The sequence below is a fragment of the Bifidobacterium platyrrhinorum genome, assembly GCF_010667645.1.
GTDB classification, from domain to species: Bacteria; Actinomycetota; Actinomycetes; order Actinomycetales; family Bifidobacteriaceae; genus Bifidobacterium; species Bifidobacterium platyrrhinorum.
In genome coordinates, this window is the sequence record NZ_WHZV01000004.1 from 209307 (window position 1) to 231939 (window position 22633).

A 22633-nucleotide genomic window follows, 5' to 3' on the forward strand; every position below is an offset into this window, starting at 1 on the left:
GTCGGTGCATCGCGCATGCGCTCGCGACGACCGAAGTCTGTGGTGGCCGGGGAGTGTTACTCCGCCTTGACCAGGGTGTCGACCAGGGAGTCGGCCACGGTCTCGGCGTTGTCGCCGTCGACGGTCAGGACGACGGTGTCGCCCTGCTTGATGCCCAGGCCCATGATGGACAGGATGGAACCGGCCGGCACGGCGGCGCCGCCTTCCTTGGCGATGGTGACGGTGCAGCCGGAGGCGGTGGCGGCCTGCGCGAACTCGGCGGCCGGGCGCGCGTGGATGCCGACGGGGTCGTTGATCACGGTGGAACGGGTAGCGGTTGCCATGGAGCACTCCTTTGGTCTTAGGTTTTCCTTCGCGCGCGTCAAGCTCTGACGGTGAACGCTGGTTGACACTATAGCATGTTTTTTCACGACACGCAGAAAACGATTACCGGCGTTGCCTCAACGGTCTTTCTGTGTATACTGACACTGTCGGTAAATGGATTACCCGCCTGTGACGCAAGGGTCGCGGGGTCCGGGCGATCGCCGCGGGACGAACCGCGGGCGTGCCGGCCCAACAATGCAGACATGAAGGAGTGCTCATCATGGTTATCACCGGAAGCGGAATCGGACGTGGCGTCGCCGTCGGCAAGGTCATTCGCATGGCCCCGCCGCTGGAGGAGCCGGCGGATGTGCGTCGCGACGCGTCGATCAGCGCGGTCGTCGAGAACGAGCGCGTCACCAAGGCGCTCGCCACCGTCAACGCCGAGCTGAACCACCGCGCCGAAATGGCCAAGAACGGCGATGAAGGCGCCAAGCAGGCCGCCCCGATCCTCGAGGCCATCGCCATGTTCGCCTCCGACCCGTCCCTCGCCACCTCCATCCAGAACCTCGTCAACGGCGGCAAGACCGGCGAGCGCGCCGTGCTCGAGGGCTTCGCCCAGGTCGAGGAGATGTTCAGGATGATCGGCGGCTACCAGGCCGAGCGCGCCGCTGACCTGCACGACGTCGGCCAGCGCGTCATCGCCGAGCTGCGCGGCGTGCCCGCCCCCGGTGTGCCCGAGTCCGACGAGCCGTTCGTGCTCGTCGCCGAGGATCTCTCCCCGGCCGACACTTCCAGCCTGGATCTCACCAAGACCCTCGCCATCGTCACCTCGCAGGGCGGTCCGACCTCGCACACCGCCATCCTGGCGCGTGCCCGCGGCATCGTCGCCGTCGTCTCCGCGGCCGGCGCCGAGGATCTCAAGACCGGCGAGACCATCATCGTGAACGCCGCCAAGGGCGAGGTCGTCACCGAGCCGACCGAGGCCGAGATCGAGGAGGCCGAGCACGCCAAGGCGAAGGCCGCGCGCGCCAAGGAGCTGCGCGGCCAGGCCGGCGGCACCAAGGACGGCCACCACGTGCCGCTGCTCGCCAACCTCGGCAAGCCGGCCGACGGCAAGACCGCCCTCGAATACGGTGCGGAGGGCGTGGGCCTGTTCCGTTCCGAGTTCCTGTTCATCGGCAACTCCGAGCCGCCGAGCGTCGAGGAGCAGACCAAGGCGTACGCCGAGCTGCTCGCCCAGTTCCCGGGCAAGAAGGTCGTCATCCGCATGCTCGACGCGGGCGCCGACAAGCCGCTGCCGTTCCTCACCCCGGAGGACGAGCCGAACCCGGCCCTCGGCCTGCGTGGCCTGCGTACGCTGCGCGTGCACAAGGAGGTCCTCGAAGGCCAGCTCAAGGCCCTCGCCGCCGCCGACGCCCAGACCGACGCCGACCTGTGGGTCATGGCCCCGATGGTCGCCGACGAGCATGAGGCCGCCTACTTCGTCAAGCTCGGCAAGAGCTTCGGCCTGAAGAAGGTCGGCGTGATGGCCGAGGTGCCGTCCATCGCCGTGATGGCCGACAAGGTCGCCCAGGTGGCCGACTTCGTCTCCATCGGCACCAACGACCTCACCCAGTACACGATGGCCGCCGACCGCACGCTCGGCTCCGTCTCCAACTACCAGACCGCATGGCACCCGGCGGTGCTGCGCATGATCAAGCTCATCGCGGACGCCGGCAACAAGTACGGCATGCCGGTCGGCGTGTGCGGCGAGGCCGCGGCCGATCCGGATCTGGCGGTCGTGCTCACCGGCATCGGCGTGAACTCCCTGTCGATGACGCCGGTCGCGCTGGACGACGTGCGCGCCCAGCTGGCCGAGGTCACCTTCGAGGAGGCCAAGGCCAAGGCCGAGGCCGCCCTCAACGGCGACTTCTACAAGCCGGCCTGGGGCGACTGATCCCGGCCGATGCAGACTTGGCGCGGCGGGGACGTCCGGCTTCCCCTTCGTCCGGATCTCCCGCCACGCCGTTCACCCGTGACCCGGCTTCCCCTTCATCCGGGTCACCTCTTCCGGTCCGGTCCGTGGCGATGAGAATGAGCACTCCTCATCGTCACGGACCGGACCTTTTCCCGTTTCGCGCATCGTCGGCGTACTATGGTGGTCGGGTTATGTGGATAAGGCGATGATGTGTAATAGTCGTTGGCCGGCGTCGTATGTCGCGTCCCGGATACATCCATCCGCCTGAGTGACCGATGAATTGCCGTGCGTATTCGGGCGGAAAGGGTGATTATGGCTTCCAAGCAGCGGGAACTTGCGTTGAAGCTTCAGAAGCGCATCGCGGATGGGGAGTTTTCGGAAACGGGCAAACTGCCCACGGAGGACCAGCTGATGGCCGAATACGGGCTGTCCCGGTATTTCGTGCGCGGGGCCATCGCGGTGCTCGCCGAGGCGGGGGAGGTCTTCCCCGTGCGCGGCAACGGCGTGTTCGTGCGCGAGGGGCGTGACGGCGGCTATATGCCGATCGGCACGTCGTACGGCATCTCGGCCGATTTCGGCGGCGACAACGTCACGTCCGTGGTGTGCGAGGTGGCATTGGAGAAGGCCGACGAGGCGCTGTCGAAGCGCATGCGCTGCGCCGTGGGCTCGCCGGTGTGGCGGGTGGTGCGTCTGCGCCGTGTGGAGGACAGGCCGCTGTGCTACGAGACCGCCTGGTATCTCAAGGAGTATGTGCCCTTCCTCAACGAGGACATCGCGAAGGGGTCGCTGTACTCCTATGTGCACGACGATCTCGGCCTGAACTTCGGCTTCGTGGACAAGGTGATCCATATGGATTGGCTGGGTGTCGAAGCCGCCCATATGCTTGAGCTCAACGAGGGCGATCCCGCCATCTGCATCGAGGACGATGCGTTCCTGACGAACGGCAAGCTGTTCAACGCCTCGAAGAACCTGTACCACTACAGGAACGCGAAGTTCTACGCCATGGCGTCGATGAAATGATTTCGGCGTCGTGCACGGGCCGGCCTTCATGGCGTCGTGTCCGGGCGTGTGCGGGGCGCGCATCCAAGAAAATCTGGTACGCTTTTTAAAAGCGATTTGCATAAGTGGGGGTTCGGCGTGTCGCCGGGCCCCCACTTTCATGCCGACAATGGCGGAATGGCGGCGTTTTCCACCCCTCTGGCGCACCGTCCGCCCGGATTTGACACCGTGTTCCCTGGGTATATACTTAAGTCATCGTTATTTAAACAACTAATGAAGATGTAGATAACAACGCTTGTTATGAACACTCTCACGTTGATTGAATGACGGGATAAGGGATATGGGCGGATGCCGTAGTCCGTCCAAGGAAAGGAAAAACGATGAAGGAGAAAATGCAAGCCATAGGCGACGCTATGCTTAATGGCTTCATGAAGTTCGCCAGCCTCAAGGCGCTGGTGGCATTGAAGGATGGCTTCATCCTCACCATGCCGGCGACCCTGATCGGTTCGCTGTTCCTGCTGATCGCCAACCTGCCGTTCGAAGGCTACAGCGATTGGATGGCCGGAATCTTCGGTGACATGTGGAACGTCGGCCTCAACCAGGTCACCACCGCAACGTTCAACATCCTGGCCATCATCGTGGCGGTCGGCATCGGCTACGCCTACGCCCGCAACGAGAAGTGCGACGGCATCTCCTCCGGTCTGCTTTCGCTCGTCGCGTTCTTCATCGTCTCCCCGTCCTCGATGACCCTGTCCAAGGACAACGTCGAGGCCCTCGGCAACAAAACCGCCGAGCTCTCCGGCATCTTCAACCAGACCTGGACCGGCTCCAACGGCATCATCTCCGCCATCATCATGGGCCTGCTCACCGGCTGGGTCTACACCGCCTGCATCAAGCACGACCTGAAGATCAAGATGCCCGACGCCGTGCCGCAGGGCGTCACCAACGCCTTCTCCGCCCTCATCCCGGGCCTGTTCGTCATGACCGGTTCCGCCATCCTGTACCATCTGTGCAAGGTGTTCGGCGGCCTGTCCCTGACCGAGCTCATCTTCAAGATCCTCCAGATCCCGCTGCAGTCCCTGACTGATACCTGGGCCGGCGCCATCATCATCATCGTGCTGATGTCCCTGCTGTTCTGGTGCGGCATCCACGGCGCCAACGTCGTCTCCGGCGTAGTCACCCCGTTGCTGCTCGCCAACACCCTGAGCAACCAGAAGCTCTTCGATGCCGGCGTCGCCCCGTACACCAAGGCCAACGGCTACCACTACCTGACCCCGCAGGTCATCGACTGCTTCTGCAAGTACTCCGGCGTCGGTCTGACCGTGGGCCTGCTGGTCGCCGCCCTGCTCTTCGCCAAGTCCGAGCAGATGCGCACCGTCTCCAAGCTCTCCATCGTGCCGGGCATCTTCGGCATCAACGAGCCGGTCATCTTCGGCCTGCCGATCGTGTTCAACCCGATCATGCTCATCCCGTTCGTCCTGACCCCGCTTGTCGCCATGATCATCATGTACGGCGCGATCTCCATCGGCTTCATCGCCCCGTTCGGCGCCGTTCAGGTGCCGTGGACCACTCCGCCGATCATCTCCGGCTTCATCCTCGGCGGTTGGAAGGCCGCCCTGCTGCAGGTCATCATCGGCGTGATCGCCGTCTTCATCTACATGCCGTTCGTGAAGATGCAGGACAAGATCTGCCTCGAGCAGGAAGCCGGTTCCGCCGAGTGATCGGCAGGCCGAGGCCGTTCGGCCGGTGCTCCGGCCGGACGGCCGAAATCAGCGCTTACCACGAATAACAACCTCTCAACAACAGGCCGGTCCGCGCGAATCTCCTTACTCTCGCGGTGTGGCCGGCCCTCTCTCTTGCTTCAACGACAAACACCATAATCTCGAACATTCAAAGGAGAAACATCATGAAGATCGTACTGTGCTGCAGCGATGGCATGTCCACCAGCATCCTGGTCAGGAAGATGCAGGACGCGGCCGCCAAGCGCGGTGAGGACTTCGACATTTCCGCCATGCCGGTCTCCACCCTTGAAGCCAACGCGCAGGACGCCGACGTGATCCTGCTCGGCCCGCAGGTGCGCTACATGCTCAAGGACGTCAAGAAGGAGTTCGAGTCCAAGCCGGTCGAGGTCATCGCCCCGCAGGACTACGGCATGGCCCGCGGCGACAAGGTCCTCGACTTCGCCCTCAAGCTCGCCGGCAAGTGATCGCGCCGCCCGACGAACGCCATACCGACAACGAACCGTACAGCGATAAACGAGAAAGCGTAACAACATGGCAGACGAAGAATTCGATCTGGAAACCACCTGCTTCCAGCTGATCACCGCGGCCGGCACCGCCAAGTCCGATTACATGGAGGCCCTCAACAAGGCCAAGGCGGGCGACTTCGACGGCGCCAAGGAATCCATCGACGAAGGCGACACGAGCTACCGTGAAGGCCACGCCGTGCATGCCGGCCTCGTGCAGCGCGAAGCCGCCGGCAACCCGGTGAAGATGGGCCTGCTGCTCACCCACGTCGAGGACCAGATGATGGCCGCCGAGGTGTTCCGCGCGATGGTCGTCGAGATGATCGACCTGTACAAGCGCCTCGACGGCAAGACCGCCGAGTGAGCGAGGGGCGGACAATGGGATTCCCCGACAACTTCCTCTGGGGTGGTGCGGTCGCCGCGCACCAGCTCGAAGGCGCATGGAACGAGGACGGCCGCGGACCGAGCATCTGCGACGTGCTCACCGGCGGCGCCCACGGCGTGGCCCGCAGGATCACCGACGGCGTGGTCCCGGGCGAGAACTATCCGAACCAGCGCGGCATCGACTACTACCACACGTTCCGCGAGGACGACGCGCTCTTCCAGGAGATGGGCTTCAAGTGCTTCCGCACCTCGATCTCCTGGTCGCGCATCTTCCCCAACGGCGACGAGGAGGAGCCGAACGAGGAGGGCCTGAAGTTCTACGAGAGGCTCTTCGAGGACTATCGCGCCAAGGGCATGGAGCCGGTCGTCACGCTCTCGCACTTCGAGATGCCGCTGCATCTGGCCAAAATGGGTGGTTTCGCCAACCGCGAGGTCGTCGACTACTACTTCAAGTTCGCCTCCACGGTGATGGAGCGCTACAAGAATCTGGTCAAGTACTGGCTGACCTTCAACGAGGTCAACAACCAGATGGAGATGCACACCGAGATCTTCCCGTACACGAATTCGGGCATCATCCCGGATCCGAACGACAACCCGCATGAGGTGGAGCAGAAGATCTGGCAGGCCATCCACAACGAGTTCGTCGCCTCGGCGCTCGTCGTGCAGCGCGGCCACCAGATCAACCCGGACTTCCGGATCGGCTGCATGCTCGCCATGGTGCCGATCTACCCGGCCACCTGCAAGCCGGAGGACGTCATGCATGCGGAAGTGCTCATGCGCGACCGCTACCTGTTCGGCGACGTGTACGTGAACGGCGAATACCCGTGCTACCTACTCAACCGCTGGGACCGCGAGGGCTTCGACATCGAGATGGAGCCGGGCGATACCGACATCATCGCGGCCGGCACCGTGGACTTCATCTCGATCAGCTACTACATGAGCGCGGCCGTCTCCGCCGAGAAGGTGCCCGAGTTCGACGGCCATGGCCTGCCCGGCCAGGTGAGGAACCCGTACATCAAGGCCACCGACTGGGGCTGGCAGATCGACCCGGTGGGCCTGCGCTACGTGCTGTGCTCGCTGTTCGAACGCTACCGCAAGCCGATCTTCGTCGTGGAGAACGGCATCGGCATGTACGAGACGCCCGATTCGGACGGCTACATCGCCGACGACGCGCGTATCGCGTACCTGCGCTCGCACATCGAGCAGGTGAGGAAGGCCATCGACTACGACGGCGTGCCGGTCATCGGCTACACCGTGTGGGGATGCATCGACGTGATCTCCTTCGGCACCGGCGAGATGAAGAAGCGCTACGGCATGATCTACGTCGACGCGGATGACAACGGCAACGGCAGCTACAGGCGCAGCCGCAAGAAGTCGTTCTACTGGTACCGCGACGTGATCGCCAGCAACGGCGCGGATCTCGGCGACCTGTAGGAGGCCGCCGGCGTCTTCGCCGTGCCGCGGCGCGGCGTGCGGGCTCGCTCCGGACCCGGTTCGATGCGCGGAACGCATTCCCCGTGCATCGAACCGGGTCTTTTTCGTATCCGAAGCCGCCGCCGTACGTGTTTCCGGGTGTTATTCACTCCCATCCGGTCCGACGTACGCTGACGGTTCCTCAGCGTACGTCGATCCGGACGGAGCCCGAAAAGACCAGGACGGGCGTACGCTCCGGTGCTTGTCGCCCGTCGTCGCCCGCCGCCACGCCCCATGTCGCGCGATACACTGGGGAGCATGAAGATCTCCGCTGATTTCACGGTCGTGCCCGACGACTTCGCCAAGGCGGCGGCGCCCGAATACCGTACGGGCGGCGTGCCCGTCATCTCTTTCCCCTTCTACGTCGACGAGGTCGCCCCGGACGCCCGCTACCTGCACTGGACGTTCACCGACCCCGATTCGATTCCCGTGTGCGGCTTCGAATGGATCCACTGGACCGTGGCGAACCTGCCCATCGACGCGCTGATGTTCGACTTCAACGATTCGCACGCACTGCAGATCCCGCCGGACTTCTCCCGCCAGATGACCGCGATGATCCCCGAGGCCGTGCAGGGCCGCAATTCCTCCGCCTCCAAGTTCCTCGGCCGCGACAACGACCCGGCCGTCATCATGCGGTACAACGGCCCGCAGCCGCCGGACAAGGACCACGACTACTACCTGCACGTGTACGCCACCAAGGAGCCGCTGCCCGGCCTCAACCAGGGGTTCTGGATGAACGAGCTGCTCCACAGGCTGCGCGAATGCGGCGAGACCCCCGACCAGGGCGGCATGTTCGTCACCGGCCGGGCCTGACCTCCCCGTCTTTCCCATGGTGCGGCGAAACCTCCATGGTGCGGTACGCCACAACGGCGGAATCCCGCCATTATGAAGATTTCGTGTTGCCGCACCATGGGAGGGATGGGCGCCGCGGCAACCGCATAAGCGCCCACGAAACCACGAAATCACGAAACCACCTACGAAAGGACGCATCACACTTATGGCCTGCACCACGATTCTGGTAGGCAAGGACGCGAGCTACGACGGCTCCACCATCATCGCCCGCAACGAGGATTCCGCGAACGGTGAGTTCAATCCGAAGCAGTTCCTCGTCATCAGGCCCGAGGACCAGCCGCGCCGTTACAAGGCGGTCATCTCCCACGTCGAGATCGACCTGCCGGACGATCCGCTGCAGTACACGTCCGTGCCGAACGCGGACCGCAAGGAGGGCATCTGGGGCGAGGCGGGCGTCAACGAGGCGAACGTCGCGATGAGCGCCACCGAGACGCTCACCACCAACGAGCGCGTGCTCGGCGCCGACCCGTTCGTCGAGCTCGTCCCGGCGCACGGCACGCCCGGCGAGGACGGCTACGAGCCGGAGGTCCCCGGCGGCATCGGCGAGGAGGACTTCCTCACCATCGTCCTGCCGTACGTCAGGACCGCGCGCGAGGGCGTCGCCCGTCTCGGCGCGCTGCTCGAGGAGTACGGCACGTACGAGATGAACGGCGTCGCCTTCTCCGACGCCGACGAGATCTGGTGGCTGGAGACCGTCGGCGGCCACCACTGGATCGCCAAGCGCGTGCCGGACGAGGCGTACGTGACCATGCCGAACCAGCTCGGCATCGACGAGTTCGACCTCGACGACGCGCTCGGCGACCAGGAGGACCACATGTGCTCCGCCGACCTCGCCGAGTTCATCGAACGCAACCACCTCGACCTGTCCGTCGAGTCCACGTCGCCGTTCAACCCGCGCGACGCGTTCGGCTCCCACTCCGACTCCGACCACGTGTACAACACGCCGCGCGCCTGGTGGATGCAGCGCTTCCTCAACCCCTACGACGAGGTGTGGGACGGCGCGGACGCCGACCACGGCCCGGAGAACAACGACATCCCGTGGGCCCGCCAGCCTGAGCGCAAGGTGACCATCGAGGACATCAAGTACGTGCTGTCCGGCCACTACCAGGGCACCCCGTACGATCCGTACGGCAAGCGCGGCGACGAGCACACGCGCCACATGTACCGTCCGATCGGCATCAACCGCCAGAGCCAGCTCGCCGTCATGCAGATCCGCCCGTACCGCCCGCAGGCGGACCGTGCGATCCAGTGGATGGCCTACGGCTCCAACCCGTTCAACACGCTCGTCCCGTTCTATGCGAACGTGGACGTGACCCCCGCCTACCTCGCCGACACGACCACGCGCGTGACCACCGAGAACTTCTACTGGGCGAACCGCGTGATCGCGGCCCTGTGCGACGGCGCGTTCGCCGACACCGCGAACGCGGTGGAGCGCTACCAGCAGAAGACCGGGGCGATGGGCCACCGTCTCGTCGCCGCCACCGACGAGCAGGTCGCCAGGCTCGGCCTGACGGACGCGGAGGCCGCGGCCGAATCCGTGGCCGAGGAGGAGTTCGAGGCCGACAACGTGGACGGCGACGTGCAGCCGATGGAGCCGGATGAGATCGTCGCCGCCGTGCGCGACGACGAGGTGCGTTCCATCCTCGCCGCAGCCAACCAGACCATGGCCGACCAGCTGCGCGCCGAGACCGACAAGCTGCTCGACTCCGTGCTGTACACGCGTTCCATGGCCATGAAGAACGGCTTCCACATGTCCGACTTCTAGGTTCGTCCGGATTCGGATTCCCGCCGACGCACGTAGCATCGCGTTTACGTGCGTCGGATATACACTCTGTGAATGATTCGACGGCCCCGCGGGGCCGCTGGAACAAAGAAAGGCGTTTCACCACATGACCACCATCGCAGACTTCACCAGCCAGTATGGCCTGGTCGAGAAGATCGACGCGTTCGGCTACCTCGACTACCTGAAGAAGAACCCCGACGCCCCTCGCAAGCACGGCAAGGTCGTGCTCGTCACGGCGGACACCCCGCTCAAGGCGTCGCGCGGCGAGGGCAAGACCACGACGACCATCGCCCTGATCGACGCGCTCAACAAGCGCGGCATCGACGCGGCCGCCGTGCTGCGCCAGCCGAGCATGGGCATCACCGCCGCCGGTTCCAAGGGTGGCGCGTCCGGCGGCGGCAAGGCCTCCCTGACCCACCCGGAGCTCATCGACTGGGGCCTGTGCGGTGAGATGGGCGCCATCGAGGCGGCCCAGAACCTGCTTGTCTCCTTCGCCGAGAAGGCCGTCGACGAGGGCAGGCTCGACACGATCCTCGTGCCGCGCGTCTCCGAGGTGCCGTCCCGCTCCCTGCGTTCCATCGCCGTCGACTACGGCAAGGGCGACGTCAAGGAGAAGGTCGTGCTCACCCCGACCTGCGAGCTCATGCAGATCGTCGTGCTGTCCCGTTCGATGGACGAGATCGGCCAGCGCGTCGCGAAGATGATCGCCGGCACGAAGGACGGCAAGGCCGTCACGTTCGGCGAGTTCGTCGACCTGTGGCGCATCACCGGCATCCTCGCCGACGCGGTCAAGCCCGCGAAGACGGAGACCGTCAACGGCTCCCCGGTCTACGTGCACGGCGGCCCGTTCGCCAACGTGTCCATCGGCATCCCGACGCTCGTCTCCGTGGAGATGGCGTGCGCGCTGCACGACGTCGTCATCGTCGAGGCCGGCTACGGCACCGACGCGGGCGCGCAGAAGTGGCTCGACATCGCCTGCCGCGAGTTCGACGCGCAGTGGCCGTCCGCCGCGATCGTCGTGACCCGCGCCTCCACCTGGCGCGACGATCCGGAGCTCTCCTGGCGCTACCCGTTCCACGTGAACCGCCTCGAAGGCCTCGACATCCCGACCTTCCCGCTCATCAACCTGTGGGACGGCGAGGACGACCAGATCCCGGCCCTCAAGGAGACCGCCGAGAAGCTCGAGTTCCGCGATCCGATCATCGGCAACCTGTACCGCGACGGTGGCGAGGCGCTCGCCCCGCAGCTCGACGCGTTCGTCGACGTGATCGTCAACGGCTCCGCGCCGGCCCGCCCGCACAGCCACAAGGGCATGTCCGTCATCGAGAACGTGAAGTGGGTCGCCGAGCACGCGTACGGCGTCCCGGCCGACCGCGTCAAGTTCAAGGACGGCTTCCTCGCCTCCCGCGACGAGGCCGTGAAGCTGTGCGAGTCCGCCGGCTTCTCCCTCGCCGACCTCGCGCTGGTCGCGGTCAAGTCCCCGGCGACGATGACCGACAACGACCGCGCCCCGGAGGACGAGCGCACCGTGACCCTGAAGAAGGTCGAGGTGCACGCCGGCGCCGGCCTGGTCCACGTGAACCTCACCACGTCGCTCACCACCCCGATGCCGAAGATCGTCTGATCGTTCGTAGCATCGAGCGGCGATAGCGTCGCGATCGTCGCAGGACAATAACGAAACCCCGCCACAATGGCGGGGTTTTCCGTATCCTGTCGCTAGCGGCTCAGAAGTTGCCGCCGTTCCATCCCCAGTCGGAGGTGGCGGTGTAGCGGATGTACGTGCGGTCCTCGGGGATGCCGAGTTCGCCGTTCAGCGCGGCCATGATGCTCTTGGTGAGCTTCTCCCATGCGGAACCGGGGATGGCGCCGCGGCCGAACACGTTGACCTCCACGTAGGCGGCCGGCTGGTCGTCGGAACCGCCGAAGTAGATCGGCATATCGTCCTCGAACGGGCACATGAGCCAGCCTTCGGACTTGCCGGGCACGGCGGCGATCGCCTTGCCGTACGCGGCCTTCAGCGCCTCGCGCTGCTCCTTGGTGGTCTTCACGGAGACATGGGTGTGGATGACGGGCATGATTCCTCCTTGATGGGATGCGGTACGACGTACCGCATCCAGTCTAGTTCCCGGACGTGCCGCCGTTCATGACTCGCCGTCCGTCGTCCGTTGCCCGTCCTTGGCCCTCAGTCCTCCGCGCCGCCGAACCAGCCCGCCTTGGACGGGGTGAACTTCAGGTTGATCTGCTTGAGCACGGTGTATTCCTTCAGCCCGTCGAGGCCGCCGTCCACGGTCGTGCCGCTCTGCCCGTGGGGGCTGACCGACATGCCCTGGGTGTCGTCCATATACGTGTTGACCCACATGATGCCCGTGTCCACGCCGGCGCACACGCGCAGCGCCCGGCCCATGTCCGAGGTGAACACGCCGCCGGCGAGACCGTAACGTGTGTCGTTGGCGAGCCGGATGGCCTCGGCCTCATCCGTGAAGGTCTGCACGGTGAGCACCGGGCCGAAGATCTCCTCCCGCACGATGCGCATGTCCGGGGTGCAGTCCACGAACACGGTCGGCTCGACGAAATATCCCCGCGCGAATTCGCCCTCGGTGATCCGGTGGCCGCCGATGAGCGCCTTGGCGCCTTCCTCCCGGCCGATGCGGATGTAGTCCAGCACCCGTTCCATGTGCCGTTCGGAGACCATCGGGCCGAACTCGGTGTCCGGGTCCATCGGCATGCCGATGCGGATCGCGGGAACGCGTTCCTCAAGCAGATCCATCACCCGGCGGTAGGCGGTGTCCTGGACCAGCAGCCTCGAACCCGCGACGCACACCTGGCCTTGGCTGAGGAAGACGCCGAACATGAGCCGGTCGACGGCGACGTCCAGATCCGCGTCGTCGAAGATGATGAACGGCGATTTGCCGCCCAGCTCCATCGCATAGCGTTTGACGCTGGTCGCGGACTTCGCGATGATGTCCCTGCCGGTTTCGGTGCCGCCGGTGAAGGTGATCTTGGCCACGTGCTCGTTGCGGGCGATGGCGGTGCCGACCTCGGAGCCGGAGCCGAGCACCAGGTTGACGCTGCCCGCGGGGAATCCGGCATCGGCCATGGCCCGGACCATCATCGCCGTGGCGACTGGGGAGAGCGATGACGGTTTGACCACCACCGTGTTGCCGGCAGCCAGTGCGGGGGCCATCCCGGCGGCCGTGGTGCCCATCGAATAGTTCCACGGCGCCAGCACCGCGCACACGCCCAACGGCTCGCGGACGGTCACGGTCATCATGTCGCCGTTCGCGGCGGAGGACCGGCCCTGCAGTTCGTGGACGAGTCCGGCGTAGTAGCGGAACGCGCCGCTGACCGCATACACGTCGTCGTATCTGGTCTCCCGGTATACGCGTCCCACGCTGTTGGTCTCGGCCACGGCCAGTTCGTCCGCACGTGCCTCGATCAGGTCGGCGGCCTTGAGCATCAGTTCCGCGCGTCCGTCCGGGGTGAGTTCCCGCCATGGCGAGCCGGGCTTGAACGCCCGTTCGGCGGCGGCGACGGCCCTGTCCGCATCCTCGGCGGTGCCGAGCGTCATCGTCGCCACCGGGCGGCCGTCGGCGGGGTTGATGATCCGTGCCGTCCTTCCGGACGGGGAATCGGCCCATTGTCCGTCGATATACATCCTGATGCGGTCCATGCCGTCCTCCGTCCTCCGTCTTTCGTTGTTCGTTGTTCGTTGTTCGCTGTCGCCGATGAACCCGTGCGCCATAAGCCGGTGCCATAGCCATGATAGGCGCGTTGACGGGTGGTCTTCCCGCCGTTGCGGCGGCTGTCGTGGTCCGCGGTCCGACGCGGCGGCCGCCGCGGTCCGGCGCGTCCGTTTCGGATGTCCCGTTGCGCCCGATTGGGGAGATTGTTGGCCGGAAACCGGTTGGGCCGCCACACGGTCATCCCGATAGTGTTGAATACCCTCTGTGAGAAAACTGATCGCACAGCTTATGAAATTCGGCATCGTGGGCGTGATCGCCTTCGTCATCGACTGGGGCATCCTGAACATCCTGGTCGGCGTGTTCCACATGCACAACGTGATCGCCGCCACCATCTCGTTCATCATCTCGCTGATCTTCAACTACCTGGCGAGCATGAAGTTCGTGTTCAAGCACCGCGACGACATGGCCCGCTGGATGGAGATCGTCATCTTCGTCGCCGGCGCCGTGGTCGGCCTGTTCATGAACGACGCGATCATCTGGATCTCCACCTACGGCATGAACCGCGACGCCTTCGTCTCGCAGCATGCCGAATACCTGCTGCGCACGAACGTCGGCAAGCTCGTCGCCACCGCCGTGGTGATGGTGTGGAACTTCCTCATCCGCAAGTGGCTGCTCGACGACACCCACACCAACGCGATGAACCGTCTCAAGTCCAAGGAGAACCGCCTCACCGCCGAGGAGCTCCAGGCCAAGTGGGAGAACAGCTTCTCCCACAAGCTCGGCGTCTGGTCCCTGGAACACACCCCCAAGGGCTGGCCGAAGTAATACTCCGCTTCCTTTCCGGCGCGAAGGCATTGCGTCGGAGGGCCGTACATGCGGGAGAGCCGCGTAACGGATGTCCGTTACGCGGCTCTCCCGCATGTATGTGAACCGAAAGGAACGGGCGCCCTCACACGCTCACTTCGGTGAGCGTCGGCTGCTCGGTCGAGGTCTTGATCTGCTTGAGGCCGATGAGCGCGATCGCGAGCGAACCCAATGCCAGGGCGGTCACGACCATGAAACCGCCGTGCGAACCCATGCGGTCGATGAACTGGCCGGCGATCGCCGAACCGGCGGAGGAACCGATCGAGTTCATCGCGCCCATCCACGCCATGCCCTCGGTCAGGCGCGACGGCGGCACGAGATGCAGCATCAGCTGGTTGCCGTTGATCCACGTGGGCGCCTGGCATACGCCGATCACCAGGTAGATGATCATGATGACCCACAGGTGCTTCGCGAACATGAACGACCCGATGCCGAGGTTCACCACCGCCAGGCAGAAGTAGAACCGCTTCCACAACGGGATCGTCCAGTTCTTCGCGCCGTACACGAGCGCGCCGCACAGCGAGCTGATCGAGAAGCACGCGAACACGAACCCCGTGTACTGCTTCATGTCCGATTCGGTCGCGAACGCGATGATCGAGATGCCGGCGGCCGACTGGAACGCGCCCAGGCCGAACCAGGTCACGCACACGGCGATCAGGCCCGGTCCCCAGATCGACGTCTTCTTGCCGGACCGGGCGTCGGCCACCGCGCGGTCGATCTCGCGTGAGATCACGGCCTCGTCCGTCACGCCCTGCGCGGTCAGACGGCGGCGCGTCTCCTCGGCCGCGGTCTCCGCCTTGAGCGCCTCCGCCTTCGCGGCCTCGCGCTCGCGGTACTCCTTGCGCGAGATGCCTTCGGCCCGCGCCAGATCGGATTGCGACGGCGGTTCGGTCGACAGTTCGGTGAGGAACATGAGCGCGCCGATGACCACGCACACGCCGGTGAACGAGAACGCGAGCAGGCCGGAGATCACGGCCAGCGTGGAGGCCAGCGGATTGCCGACCACCCACATGCATTCGTCGAGCACGCCGCACAGGCTCAACGCGCGGTTCGTGCGCTCGCGGTCGCCCTTGAGCAGGCGGGTCCAGCGCGCGCGGCTCATCGCGCCCCACGGCGGGATCGCGGCGAGGAACGGCGTCAGGCAGTACAGCACCCATTCGGGCGCCCGGTTGGTGATCGACGTGGTGAGCGCGATCGCCGCCGCGATCCATACCAGGATCGTCGGGATGGAGACCTGGCGCTGCCCGAACTTGTCGGTGAGCTTGCCGAGCAACGGCGTGGACACGGCCAGCGCGATCGCCTGGACGGCGGTGAGCATGCCGGCCAGCGAATAGTTGCCGTAGTAGTGCTGCACGGAGATGGTGATGGTCATGCCGATCATTGGGAACGGCATGCAGGCGATGACGCCGCCGATCGAATAGCGGGCGGTGTGCGGGATGCGCAGCAGCTCCGCATACCCGCCGAACACCTTCCGCCCGATCTCCCCGATCGCGGCCGCGACCGGCGTACGGCCCGAATCATTGCGTGTGGTTTTGGACATGCTGCACCTGCTCCTTTCCGCTCCCGATTGGATGTCCCCCGTCGGCGTGGCGTTGCCGTCGGAGCCCTCATCGTTATTGATGTGCTGTCCTGTTGGTCGCGCAAAGGTCGTGCGTCGCTTGCACGCGCACGTTTGCGTCGCGGCCACTCTACGCGGGACCGTTCCGCGACACGCGGTAGATTGGAAAGACACGCGTCCCGTCCATGTCGACCGTCGAAGGAGTCCGGAAGATGACCGCCACCACCATCCATTTCGTGCGTCACGGCAAGGTGTACAACCCCGATCACCTGCTGTACGAGAGGCTGCCCGACTTCCACCTGTCCGAGACGGGCCGGCGCATGGCCGAGGCGACCGGACGCTACATCGCCGACAGCCCGCAGATGAACACCGTGAGCGCCGTCTACTCGTCGCCGCTCGACCGCACGCGCGAGACCGCCGGGGCGATCCTCGATGTGTTGAACCCGGTGCGCGAGGCGCGCGGCCAGGAACCGCTCACGCTCACGACCGACGCCCGCGTCATCGAGGCCGGCAACGAGTTCCGGGGCAAGCGCATCGGCCACGGCGAAGGCGCCCTGTGGAGGAACGGCAACTGGAAGCTGGTCGCCAACCTGTGGCGGCCCAGCTGGGGCGAATCGTACGCGCACATCGCGGCGCGCGTCGGCGAATTCGCACGCGAGAAGGTGCACGAGCACCCCGGCGAGCAGATCATCGTCGTCAGCCACGAATCGCCGATCTGGTCCTACCGCCACCTGCTGGAGACCGGCCACGCCGAACACTGGATGTTCCTGCGCCACACCGCGCTCGCCTCCATCACCTCCATCACGTTCGATTGCGGGACCGGGCGTGTGATGTCCATCACGTATGTCGACCCGGCCGCCGGCATCGCATAGGCGCACACTAGAATCGTCACGTGAAGACGCAAAGGAGCATGATGACCGAACTGAACACCGAAGGCATCGCGCGGGTGGCCGCCCTGCCCGCCGTGCGCGGGGCGGCGCGCGAGGCGGCGCGGCTGATCGCGCTGTGGCCGCTTACCGACGCGATGAGGATGGACAACGACGCGAAATACGGCGAAAACCTGCAGGTGCGCGTGACCCGCGCGTTCGCCCGCATCCTCACCGGCGAGGACGTGACCGTGCCCGACGCCGAATTCGTGTACGAGGGCGCCGACACGATCCCCGGCCGCCCGCAGGCAGTCGTCGACGCGCTGCTCGCCGCCAACGACGCCTACGACGCGCTCGCCGACTTCTCCGACACCGGCGACGCGACGCTCGTCGACGACGCCGCCGCCGATCTCGGCATCGCCTGGGACGACGCCGCGTCCGTGCGCGTGCATGAGACGTTGGACGCCGTTGAAGCCGCCGTGGACGACGGCGCGTTCGACGCGGGGGAGTACGCGGTCGCCGGCGACGGCGACGGGAACGGCGATGCGGCCGAAGCCGCTGGTGCGGCCGGTGCCGCCGCCGTGCCGGTCGACGACGACGCGTTCGAACCGTCACCCGCGCTCGTCGACGCGATGGCGCACCGGTTCGCGGTCGCGCTCGCCGTGTGCGACGCGCTGCTCGACGCGGTCGCGGACGGCAGCGGCGCGGCCCTGGTCGGCTCCGCCACGCCGGTCGACGATGCCGCCGTGCGCGCCGTGCTGCCGCTGCTGCTCGTCGTCAACGAGCTGCGCGAGCAGATCTCCGTGCCGCGCATCTGCCTGACCGACGTGCAGATCCGCGACCTGGTCGCCGCCCGCGCCGCCGCGCCCGCCGGATCCGCCGCCGAGTCGACCGACGCCGCGCGGCTCGACGCCGTCGCCGCGTTCGTCGCACCGCTCGCCGCCGCCGAATGGGCGAAGCACCGCGAGGACGTGCTGTGGGATCCGGCCGAAGCCAAGAAGAAGGCCAAGGAGGAGGACGAGAAGCGCAACAAGGAGGCGCTCGCCGCCAAGTTCGCCCACGTCAAGAACGACAACAAGGAGACCGTGGAACTGTAGCGCGGTCCTTGGGACTCGAGGTTGTGCATATATCGGTGGGGGCGTCGCCTGTGACATGGATTCATCACCATGTCACGGGCGACGCCCCGCTGCGGTAGAGAGGTTTCGACGGTCACCGACGCGATGTGGGACGCGATGTGACGCATCCGTTCCGTGACCGCTGCGTCCGCGTCACCGGCCCTGCCAAGGGGTCTGCGCGGGTTGCCCGTCGCCGTCCGCGTTCCCCGTGGCCGACGTTTCGCCGGGCCCGGCGGCCAGGCCGTTCGGATTGGCCGGGTTGTACTGGCCGAGCACCGTGGCGTCGGCGTCGAACGGCGTCTCGTCGGCCGACGGATACTGCGGGGCCGGCTCCTGCGGCGTCTGCGGTGCGGGGACGCCGTACGCCGGTGCGGAAGACGCGGACGGCATCGGCGGCACATTCGGCGTGAACAGCGCGGGCGCCGAGGATGCGGCCGGTGCATTCGCCATGGGGGTCGGGGCCGGTGCGCCGTACGGCGCATACGGGGACTGCGCACCGGGCACCGGCGCCATCGGCGCTCCCGGCATGGGGGCCGGGGTCGGCGTGGGCCGCGCGTCGAACCGTGCGCCCTCCGGCTTGCTCGGCAACGCCATGAACACGATGTAGAGGATGCCGGCGGCGAGGTTCAGCAACGCGCCGATGACGAGCGCGATGCCGCCTCCGGCCGCGGCCGCGCCGTACCCGCTGCCGCCGCCGAACAGGGCGCCGGCGCCGCCGATGAGGAACGATGCGCCTCCCACGAGTTCGAGGATGCCGCCCAGGAAGATCGCCCCATAGATGATCGCCATCCACCAGCCGGGCCTGTCCGTGTCATGCAGACGACGGACCGACAGCGACAGCGTCGGGATGATCACGGCGAGGTCGTACAGAAGGGTGAGGAAACCGAGATCCACGTTGGTTGTGCTGTGGATGAGCGCGATGAGGATGCCGAGGACGACGCCGATGATCACGTTGCACAGGATCACCCACCAGAACTCGCCGCGCGAGGCGCGGCCGGAGAACACCACGTACTTCTTCCAGAAGCGGATGAACGCCTTGTCGATGGAGCACCCGTAGTAGGGCCTGTCCAGCGGGGGCTCGTCGGTGAAGCCCGGCGCGGCGGCCGTCTGCATGTACGGGTTGGGAGCCGCATACGGGTTGGCGGGCTGGGAATACCGCTGTCCTCCGGCCGGTTGCCCGCCGTACGGCTGTTGGCTGGACTGGTAGGGCTGTGTGGGTGTGGGTGTGGGTGTGGGTGTGGGTGCGGGCTGCTGCTGGGCCGCCTGGCCGTATGCCGGCGCCGCGCTCGCCGTATTCCCCTGATACGGCGCGTACGGCCGCTGCGGGGCCGGTGCGGGTTGTGCGTACGGGTTGGGGGCCGGCTGCCCGTCGGACGGCGGCGTCGGATTCGATGGCAGCGGAACGTTGCTTGGATTGCTCATGCTTCCCCTTTCGAAGTCACGTTTCCGCCTCCATTCTTCCAGCATCGCCTGCAAAAGTGAACCTTCACGGGCCCGTCGTCCGCATGCCGTCCCACGTCGCCCTTGCGCGGCACAATAGGGGACTATGACTGAAGCCGAACACGCGAACGAATCCGCGAAAAACCACAAGCCCGAACTGCCGAAGGACGTGCGCGTCCGATTCTGCCCGTCCCCGACCGGCACCCCGCACGTCGGCATGATCCGCACCGCCCTGTTCAACTGGGCCGAGGCGCGCGCCACCGGCGGCAAGCTCGTCTTCCGCATCGAGGACACCGACGCCCAGCGCGACTCCGAGGACAGCTACAACCAGATCCTCGAATCCCTGCGTTGGCTGGGCATCGACTGGGACGAGGGCATCGACGTGGGCGGACCCCACGGCCCGTACCGCCAGTCCGAGCGCACCGACATCTACAAGGACGTCGCCGCCAAGCTGCTGGCCGCGGGCTACGCCTACGAATCCTTCTCCACGCCCGAGGAGATCGAGGCCCGCAACGTGGCCGCCGGCCGCCCGAAGGCCTTCGGCTACGACGGCTACGACCGCGACCTGACCGAGGAGCAGAAGGCCGCCTTCCGTGCCGAGGGCCGCAAGCCCGCGCTGCGCATCCGCATGCCCGACGAGGACATCGCCTTCGACGACCTCATCCGCGGCACCATCGAGTTCAAGGCCGGCTCCGTGCCGGACTACGTGATCGTCCGCCCGAACGGCGACCCGCTGTACACGCTCACCAACCCGGTCGACGACGCGATGATGGACATCAACGTCGTGCTGCGCGGCGAGGACCTGCTGAGCTCCACCCCGCGCCAGATCGTGCTCTACCGCTACCTGATGGAGCTGGGCATCGCCAAGCAGATGCCGCTGTTCGGTCACATGCCGTACGTGATGGGCCAGGGCAACAAGAAGCTCTCCAAGCGCGATCCGGAATCCAACCTGTTCAACCACCGCGACGCCGGCTTCATCCGCGAGGGCCTGCTCAACTACCTCGCGCTGCTCGGCTGGTCCATCGCCCCCGACCGCGACGTGTTCTCGATGGACGAGATGATCGCCAAGTTCGACGTTCGTGACGTGAAGGCCAACCCGGCCCGCTTCGACCTCGACAAGGCCATCTCCATCAACGCCGAGCATGTGCGCATGCTCGAGCCGCAGGACTTCCTCAACCGTTCCGTGCCGTACCTGCACCGCGACGGCGTGGTCTCCGCCGACAGCTGGGATGCGTTGACCTCCCGCGAGCAGGAGATCCTGACGGCCGCCGCGCCGCTCGTCCAGACGCGCGTGCGTCTGCTCGGCGAGGTCGCCGGCATGGTCGGCTCCCTGCTGTCCACGGACGAGTACATCGAGCCGGACGACGGCGCGAAGAAGCAGCTCAAGGATTCCGCGCCGGCCGTGCTCGATCTGGCGATCGCCGCGCTCGAAGCCGTCTCCGAGGACGAGTGGAAGACCGACAACCTGCATGAGACGCTGAACAAGGCGCTCGTGGAGGAGGGCGGCTACAAGCCGCGCCTCGCCTTCGGCCCGGTGCGCGTCGCCATGTCCGGCCGCCGCGTCTCCCCGCCGCTGTTCGAGTCCATGGAGATCGTGGGCCGCGACCTGACCCTCGCCCGTCTCAAGGGACTGCGCGCGCATCTGTGACGCGTTTGTGACGCGTTTGTGACGCGCTCCGCACGATGTTCGTGTTCGTGCGATTTCAAGGCTCCCCAGTCTCCTGTGCTCCTCCGACGAGGGCATCGGGAGGCTGGGGAGCCGTCGTTCAGGCCGAGGTGTCGGCCAGGTGCCGGCCGCGTCCCGTTCTCCTCTGCGCTTCCTTCGGGGAACCGGCAGCAGGGACCTCTGACGCTGCCTCTTTCGTTTCTTGGGTTGCCGTCACCCCGGTATTCGTCGTCGCCCGGCGCGGCCCGCCGCCGCCATCGTCGGGAGCCTGCGTTGCGGATTACGGCCGGTTTTTAGCTATTTGCATCGTGATGTCAACCAAGGAGTCACAATGTGACACGCCGATGTTGACGAAGGTGGAGGGCTCCCGTATATTAATCACTCGTTGCGGTTCGCCGCGGCAGGCGGAAACGCCGACAAATGAATAAGCCCCCATCGTCTAGCGGTCTAGGACTACGCCCTCTCACGGCGCCAACACCGGTTCAAATCCGGTTGGGGGTACGAACAGGAAAGACCCCGGCTCGATCGAGTCGGGGTCTTCGCGTATCCGCGGGCGTTCCGGCCGGGCGGCGGTTCTTACGGACGTGGTCGACGTTTTCCGTAAGAACCGCCGCATACTCTTCGCAAGGGGCGGATATTACGGAGCCGACCGGCTTGCTCCGTAAAAAACGCCTCTGAGTCGACGTAAGCGGCGGATTCCACGGAGCGGTGGGTCGATCTCCGTGGAATCCGCCGCTGTGGGCTGTGAGCTAGGGGCTTATGGGCTATGGGGTGGTGCCAAGGGGGTTCCCGTGTCGGGAACGGGATGTCCAACTGGCCGTGGGTTACGGGGATGGTGCCGGCGGAGTCGTGGGTTATGGGGATGGTGCCATGGGCGGTTGCGCTGTGGCGATGCGCCGGGCGGCATCATGTGGCGGTGGCTTTTTCGAAGTCGAGTCGTCTTTTTGGGGAGTCGCATGATGTGCCATGCGTCTTCGTATGATGCCGAAACCGTTGGAAATACTGGCGACACGCCGTAAGTTGCGCGTGGTGTGACGTGCGCGTATATTAATCACTCGTTGCACGGTTCACCGAGCAACACGGTGGAAACACCGGAAAACAGAATAAGCCCCCATCGTCTAGCGGTCTAGGACTACGCCCTCTCACGGCGCCAACACCGGTTCAAATCCGGTTGGGGGTACGACGGACGGTTCTTCGGAATCGTTACGCCAGCCAAATTGGGGTGTGGTGTAATTGGCAACACAGCTGATTCTGGTTCAGCCATTCTTGGTTCGAGTCCAGGCACCCCAGCCAATGAAAACCCTCGCGAAAGCGAGGGTTTTCTTGTTTCAACAGCTCTTCCTCGTATCAATCCCGTACCGCAATCCCGGCCTATAGGAACTAAACGTGGTGTTTTAGAGTTCCCGGGCGTGATGCGGATGCTGTCGCAGGATTTTCCGTTGCCT

The 22633-nt window shown here is 65.8% G+C and carries 18 protein-coding genes and 3 tRNA genes; 16 read left to right on the forward strand and 5 right to left on the reverse strand.

Going from position 1 to position 22633, the window contains the following annotated elements; genetic code table 11:
• Window positions 1-56: 56 nt before the first annotated feature.
• Window positions 57-323, reverse strand: coding sequence for an HPr family phosphocarrier protein (locus GFD21_RS06235; RefSeq protein WP_163197070.1), 267 nt, complete (start codon window positions 321-323; stop codon window positions 57-59).
• Between the two features lie 260 nt (window positions 324-583).
• On the opposite strand from GFD21_RS06235, the gene ptsP reads away from it, so the two are divergent.
• From ptsP to GFD21_RS06280, 9 genes are all read left to right on the forward strand, one after another.
• Window positions 584-2239 (forward strand): phosphoenolpyruvate--protein phosphotransferase, encoded by a 1656-nt coding sequence (gene ptsP / locus GFD21_RS06240; RefSeq protein WP_163197071.1) that lies wholly within the window; start codon window positions 584-586, stop codon window positions 2237-2239.
• 333 nt (window positions 2240-2572) lie between these two features.
• Window positions 2573-3280 (forward strand): GntR family transcriptional regulator, encoded by a 708-nt coding sequence (locus GFD21_RS06245; RefSeq protein WP_163197072.1) that lies wholly within the window; start codon window positions 2573-2575, stop codon window positions 3278-3280.
• 359 nt (window positions 3281-3639) lie between these two features.
• A complete protein-coding gene (locus GFD21_RS06250) occupies window positions 3640-4980 on the forward strand; it encodes a PTS sugar transporter subunit IIC (RefSeq protein ID WP_225431704.1) in 1341 nt (446 codons plus the stop codon).
• A 185-nt stretch (window positions 4981-5165) separates the two neighbouring features.
• Window positions 5166-5465, forward strand: a complete 300-nt coding sequence (locus GFD21_RS06255; RefSeq protein ID WP_163197073.1) for a PTS sugar transporter subunit IIB — start codon at window positions 5166-5168, stop codon at window positions 5463-5465.
• A 67-nt stretch (window positions 5466-5532) separates the two neighbouring features.
• The gene (locus tag GFD21_RS06260) at window positions 5533-5868 is read left to right on the forward strand and encodes a PTS lactose/cellobiose transporter subunit IIA (RefSeq protein WP_163197074.1); all 336 of its coding nucleotides are present in this window, start codon (window positions 5533-5535) and stop codon (window positions 5866-5868) included.
• Between the two features lie 14 nt (window positions 5869-5882).
• Entirely contained in the window at window positions 5883-7322 is a 1440-nt protein-coding gene (locus GFD21_RS06265; RefSeq protein ID WP_163197075.1) for a 6-phospho-beta-glucosidase, read from the forward strand.
• Window positions 7323-7619: 297 nt separating this feature from the next.
• Complete coding sequence (locus tag GFD21_RS06270) at window positions 7620-8174, forward strand: YbhB/YbcL family Raf kinase inhibitor-like protein (protein ID WP_163197076.1); 555 nt, start codon at window positions 7620-7622, stop codon at window positions 8172-8174.
• Window positions 8175-8358: 184 nt separating this feature from the next.
• On the forward strand, window positions 8359-9978 hold the full coding sequence (locus GFD21_RS06275; RefSeq protein ID WP_163197077.1) for a C69 family dipeptidase: 1620 nt from the start codon (window positions 8359-8361) through the stop codon (window positions 9976-9978).
• Window positions 9979-10102: 124 nt separating this feature from the next.
• Window positions 10103-11620, forward strand: a complete 1518-nt coding sequence (locus tag GFD21_RS06280) for a formate--tetrahydrofolate ligase (protein WP_163197078.1) — start codon at window positions 10103-10105, stop codon at window positions 11618-11620.
• A gap of 100 nt (window positions 11621-11720) precedes the next feature.
• On the opposite strand, the gene GFD21_RS06285 is transcribed toward GFD21_RS06280, so the two are convergent.
• Both GFD21_RS06285 and GFD21_RS06290 read right to left on the reverse strand, forming a co-directional pair.
• The gene (locus GFD21_RS06285) at window positions 11721-12071 is read right to left on the reverse strand and encodes a phenylpyruvate tautomerase MIF-related protein (RefSeq protein WP_163197079.1); all 351 of its coding nucleotides are present in this window, start codon (window positions 12069-12071) and stop codon (window positions 11721-11723) included.
• Window positions 12072-12178: 107 nt separating this feature from the next.
• Window positions 12179-13666, reverse strand: a complete 1488-nt coding sequence (locus GFD21_RS06290) for an aldehyde dehydrogenase family protein (RefSeq protein ID WP_163197080.1) — start codon at window positions 13664-13666, stop codon at window positions 12179-12181.
• Between the two features lie 301 nt (window positions 13667-13967).
• Between GFD21_RS06290 and GFD21_RS06295 the strand changes: the two genes are divergently transcribed.
• Entirely contained in the window at window positions 13968-14504 is a 537-nt protein-coding gene (locus GFD21_RS06295) for a GtrA family protein (RefSeq protein WP_163197081.1), read from the forward strand.
• A gap of 124 nt (window positions 14505-14628) precedes the next feature.
• Here the strand turns inward: GFD21_RS06295 and GFD21_RS06300 are convergent, their stop codons facing one another.
• Window positions 14629-16083: an MFS transporter gene (locus GFD21_RS06300; RefSeq protein ID WP_163197082.1), complete on the reverse strand. Its 1455-nt coding sequence runs from the start codon at window positions 16081-16083 to the stop codon at window positions 14629-14631.
• 230 nt (window positions 16084-16313) lie between these two features.
• On the opposite strand from GFD21_RS06300, the gene GFD21_RS06305 reads away from it, so the two are divergent.
• Together GFD21_RS06305 and GFD21_RS06310 are read left to right on the forward strand one after the other, a co-directional pair.
• Window positions 16314-16973: a histidine phosphatase family protein gene (locus GFD21_RS06305; protein WP_163197083.1), complete on the forward strand. Its 660-nt coding sequence runs from the start codon at window positions 16314-16316 to the stop codon at window positions 16971-16973.
• Between the two features lie 38 nt (window positions 16974-17011).
• Window positions 17012-18064 (forward strand): hypothetical protein, encoded by a 1053-nt coding sequence (locus GFD21_RS06310; RefSeq protein ID WP_163197084.1) that lies wholly within the window; start codon window positions 17012-17014, stop codon window positions 18062-18064.
• Between the two features lie 171 nt (window positions 18065-18235).
• On the opposite strand, the gene GFD21_RS06315 is transcribed toward GFD21_RS06310, so the two are convergent.
• A complete protein-coding gene (locus GFD21_RS06315; RefSeq protein WP_163197085.1) occupies window positions 18236-19504 on the reverse strand; it encodes a DUF805 domain-containing protein in 1269 nt (422 codons plus the stop codon).
• A gap of 124 nt (window positions 19505-19628) precedes the next feature.
• On the opposite strand from GFD21_RS06315, the gene gltX reads away from it, so the two are divergent.
• The 4 genes from gltX to GFD21_RS06335 all read left to right on the forward strand — a co-directional run bounded on the left by gltX (window position 19629) and on the right by GFD21_RS06335 (window position 22481).
• Window positions 19629-21170 carry a glutamate--tRNA ligase gene (gltX, locus tag GFD21_RS06320; protein WP_163197086.1) on the forward strand — a complete coding sequence of 514 codons (1542 nt, stop codon included), beginning with the start codon at window positions 19629-19631 and terminating at the stop codon, window positions 21168-21170.
• 446 nt (window positions 21171-21616) lie between these two features.
• Window positions 21617-21689: transfer RNA gene (locus GFD21_RS06325), tRNA-Glu, on the forward strand.
• Between the two features lie 606 nt (window positions 21690-22295).
• Window positions 22296-22368 (forward strand) — tRNA-Glu (locus GFD21_RS06330).
• 38 nt (window positions 22369-22406) lie between these two features.
• Window positions 22407-22481 (forward strand) — tRNA-Gln (locus GFD21_RS06335).
• Window positions 22482-22633: the final 152 nt, after the last annotated feature.

Bases quoted from the DNA above. Each gene is read 5' to 3' on its own strand.
- GFD21_RS06280 (WP_163197078.1), top strand. From the start codon at position 10,103: ATGACCACCATCGCAGACTTCACCAGCCAGTATGGCCTGGTCGAGAAG.
- GFD21_RS06270 (WP_163197076.1), top strand. From the start codon at position 7,620: ATGAAGATCTCCGCTGATTTCACGGTCGTGCCCGACGACTTCGCCAAG.
- gltX (WP_163197086.1), top strand. From the start codon at position 19,629: ATGACTGAAGCCGAACACGCGAACGAATCCGCGAAAAACCACAAGCCC.
- GFD21_RS06310 (WP_163197084.1), top strand. From the start codon at position 17,012: ATGATGACCGAACTGAACACCGAAGGCATCGCGCGGGTGGCCGCCCTG.
- GFD21_RS06290 (WP_163197080.1), bottom strand. From the start codon at position 13,666: ATGGACCGCATCAGGATGTATATCGACGGACAATGGGCCGATTCCCCG.
- GFD21_RS06250 (WP_225431704.1), top strand. From the start codon at position 3,640: ATGAAGGAGAAAATGCAAGCCATAGGCGACGCTATGCTTAATGGCTTC.
- GFD21_RS06300 (WP_163197082.1), bottom strand. From the start codon at position 16,083: ATGTCCAAAACCACACGCAATGATTCGGGCCGTACGCCGGTCGCGGCC.
- GFD21_RS06265 (WP_163197075.1), top strand. From the start codon at position 5,883: ATGGGATTCCCCGACAACTTCCTCTGGGGTGGTGCGGTCGCCGCGCAC.
- GFD21_RS06285 (WP_163197079.1), bottom strand. From the start codon at position 12,071: ATGCCCGTCATCCACACCCATGTCTCCGTGAAGACCACCAAGGAGCAG.
- ptsP (WP_163197071.1), top strand. From the start codon at position 584: ATGGTTATCACCGGAAGCGGAATCGGACGTGGCGTCGCCGTCGGCAAG.
- GFD21_RS06295 (WP_163197081.1), top strand. From the start codon at position 13,968: ATGAAATTCGGCATCGTGGGCGTGATCGCCTTCGTCATCGACTGGGGC.
- GFD21_RS06235 (WP_163197070.1), bottom strand. From the start codon at position 323: ATGGCAACCGCTACCCGTTCCACCGTGATCAACGACCCCGTCGGCATC.
- GFD21_RS06255 (WP_163197073.1), top strand. From the start codon at position 5,166: ATGAAGATCGTACTGTGCTGCAGCGATGGCATGTCCACCAGCATCCTG.
- GFD21_RS06315 (WP_163197085.1), bottom strand. From the start codon at position 19,504: ATGAGCAATCCAAGCAACGTTCCGCTGCCATCGAATCCGACGCCGCCG.
- GFD21_RS06260 (WP_163197074.1), top strand. From the start codon at position 5,533: ATGGCAGACGAAGAATTCGATCTGGAAACCACCTGCTTCCAGCTGATC.
- GFD21_RS06305 (WP_163197083.1), top strand. From the start codon at position 16,314: ATGACCGCCACCACCATCCATTTCGTGCGTCACGGCAAGGTGTACAAC.
- GFD21_RS06275 (WP_163197077.1), top strand. From the start codon at position 8,359: ATGGCCTGCACCACGATTCTGGTAGGCAAGGACGCGAGCTACGACGGC.
- GFD21_RS06245 (WP_163197072.1), top strand. From the start codon at position 2,573: ATGGCTTCCAAGCAGCGGGAACTTGCGTTGAAGCTTCAGAAGCGCATC.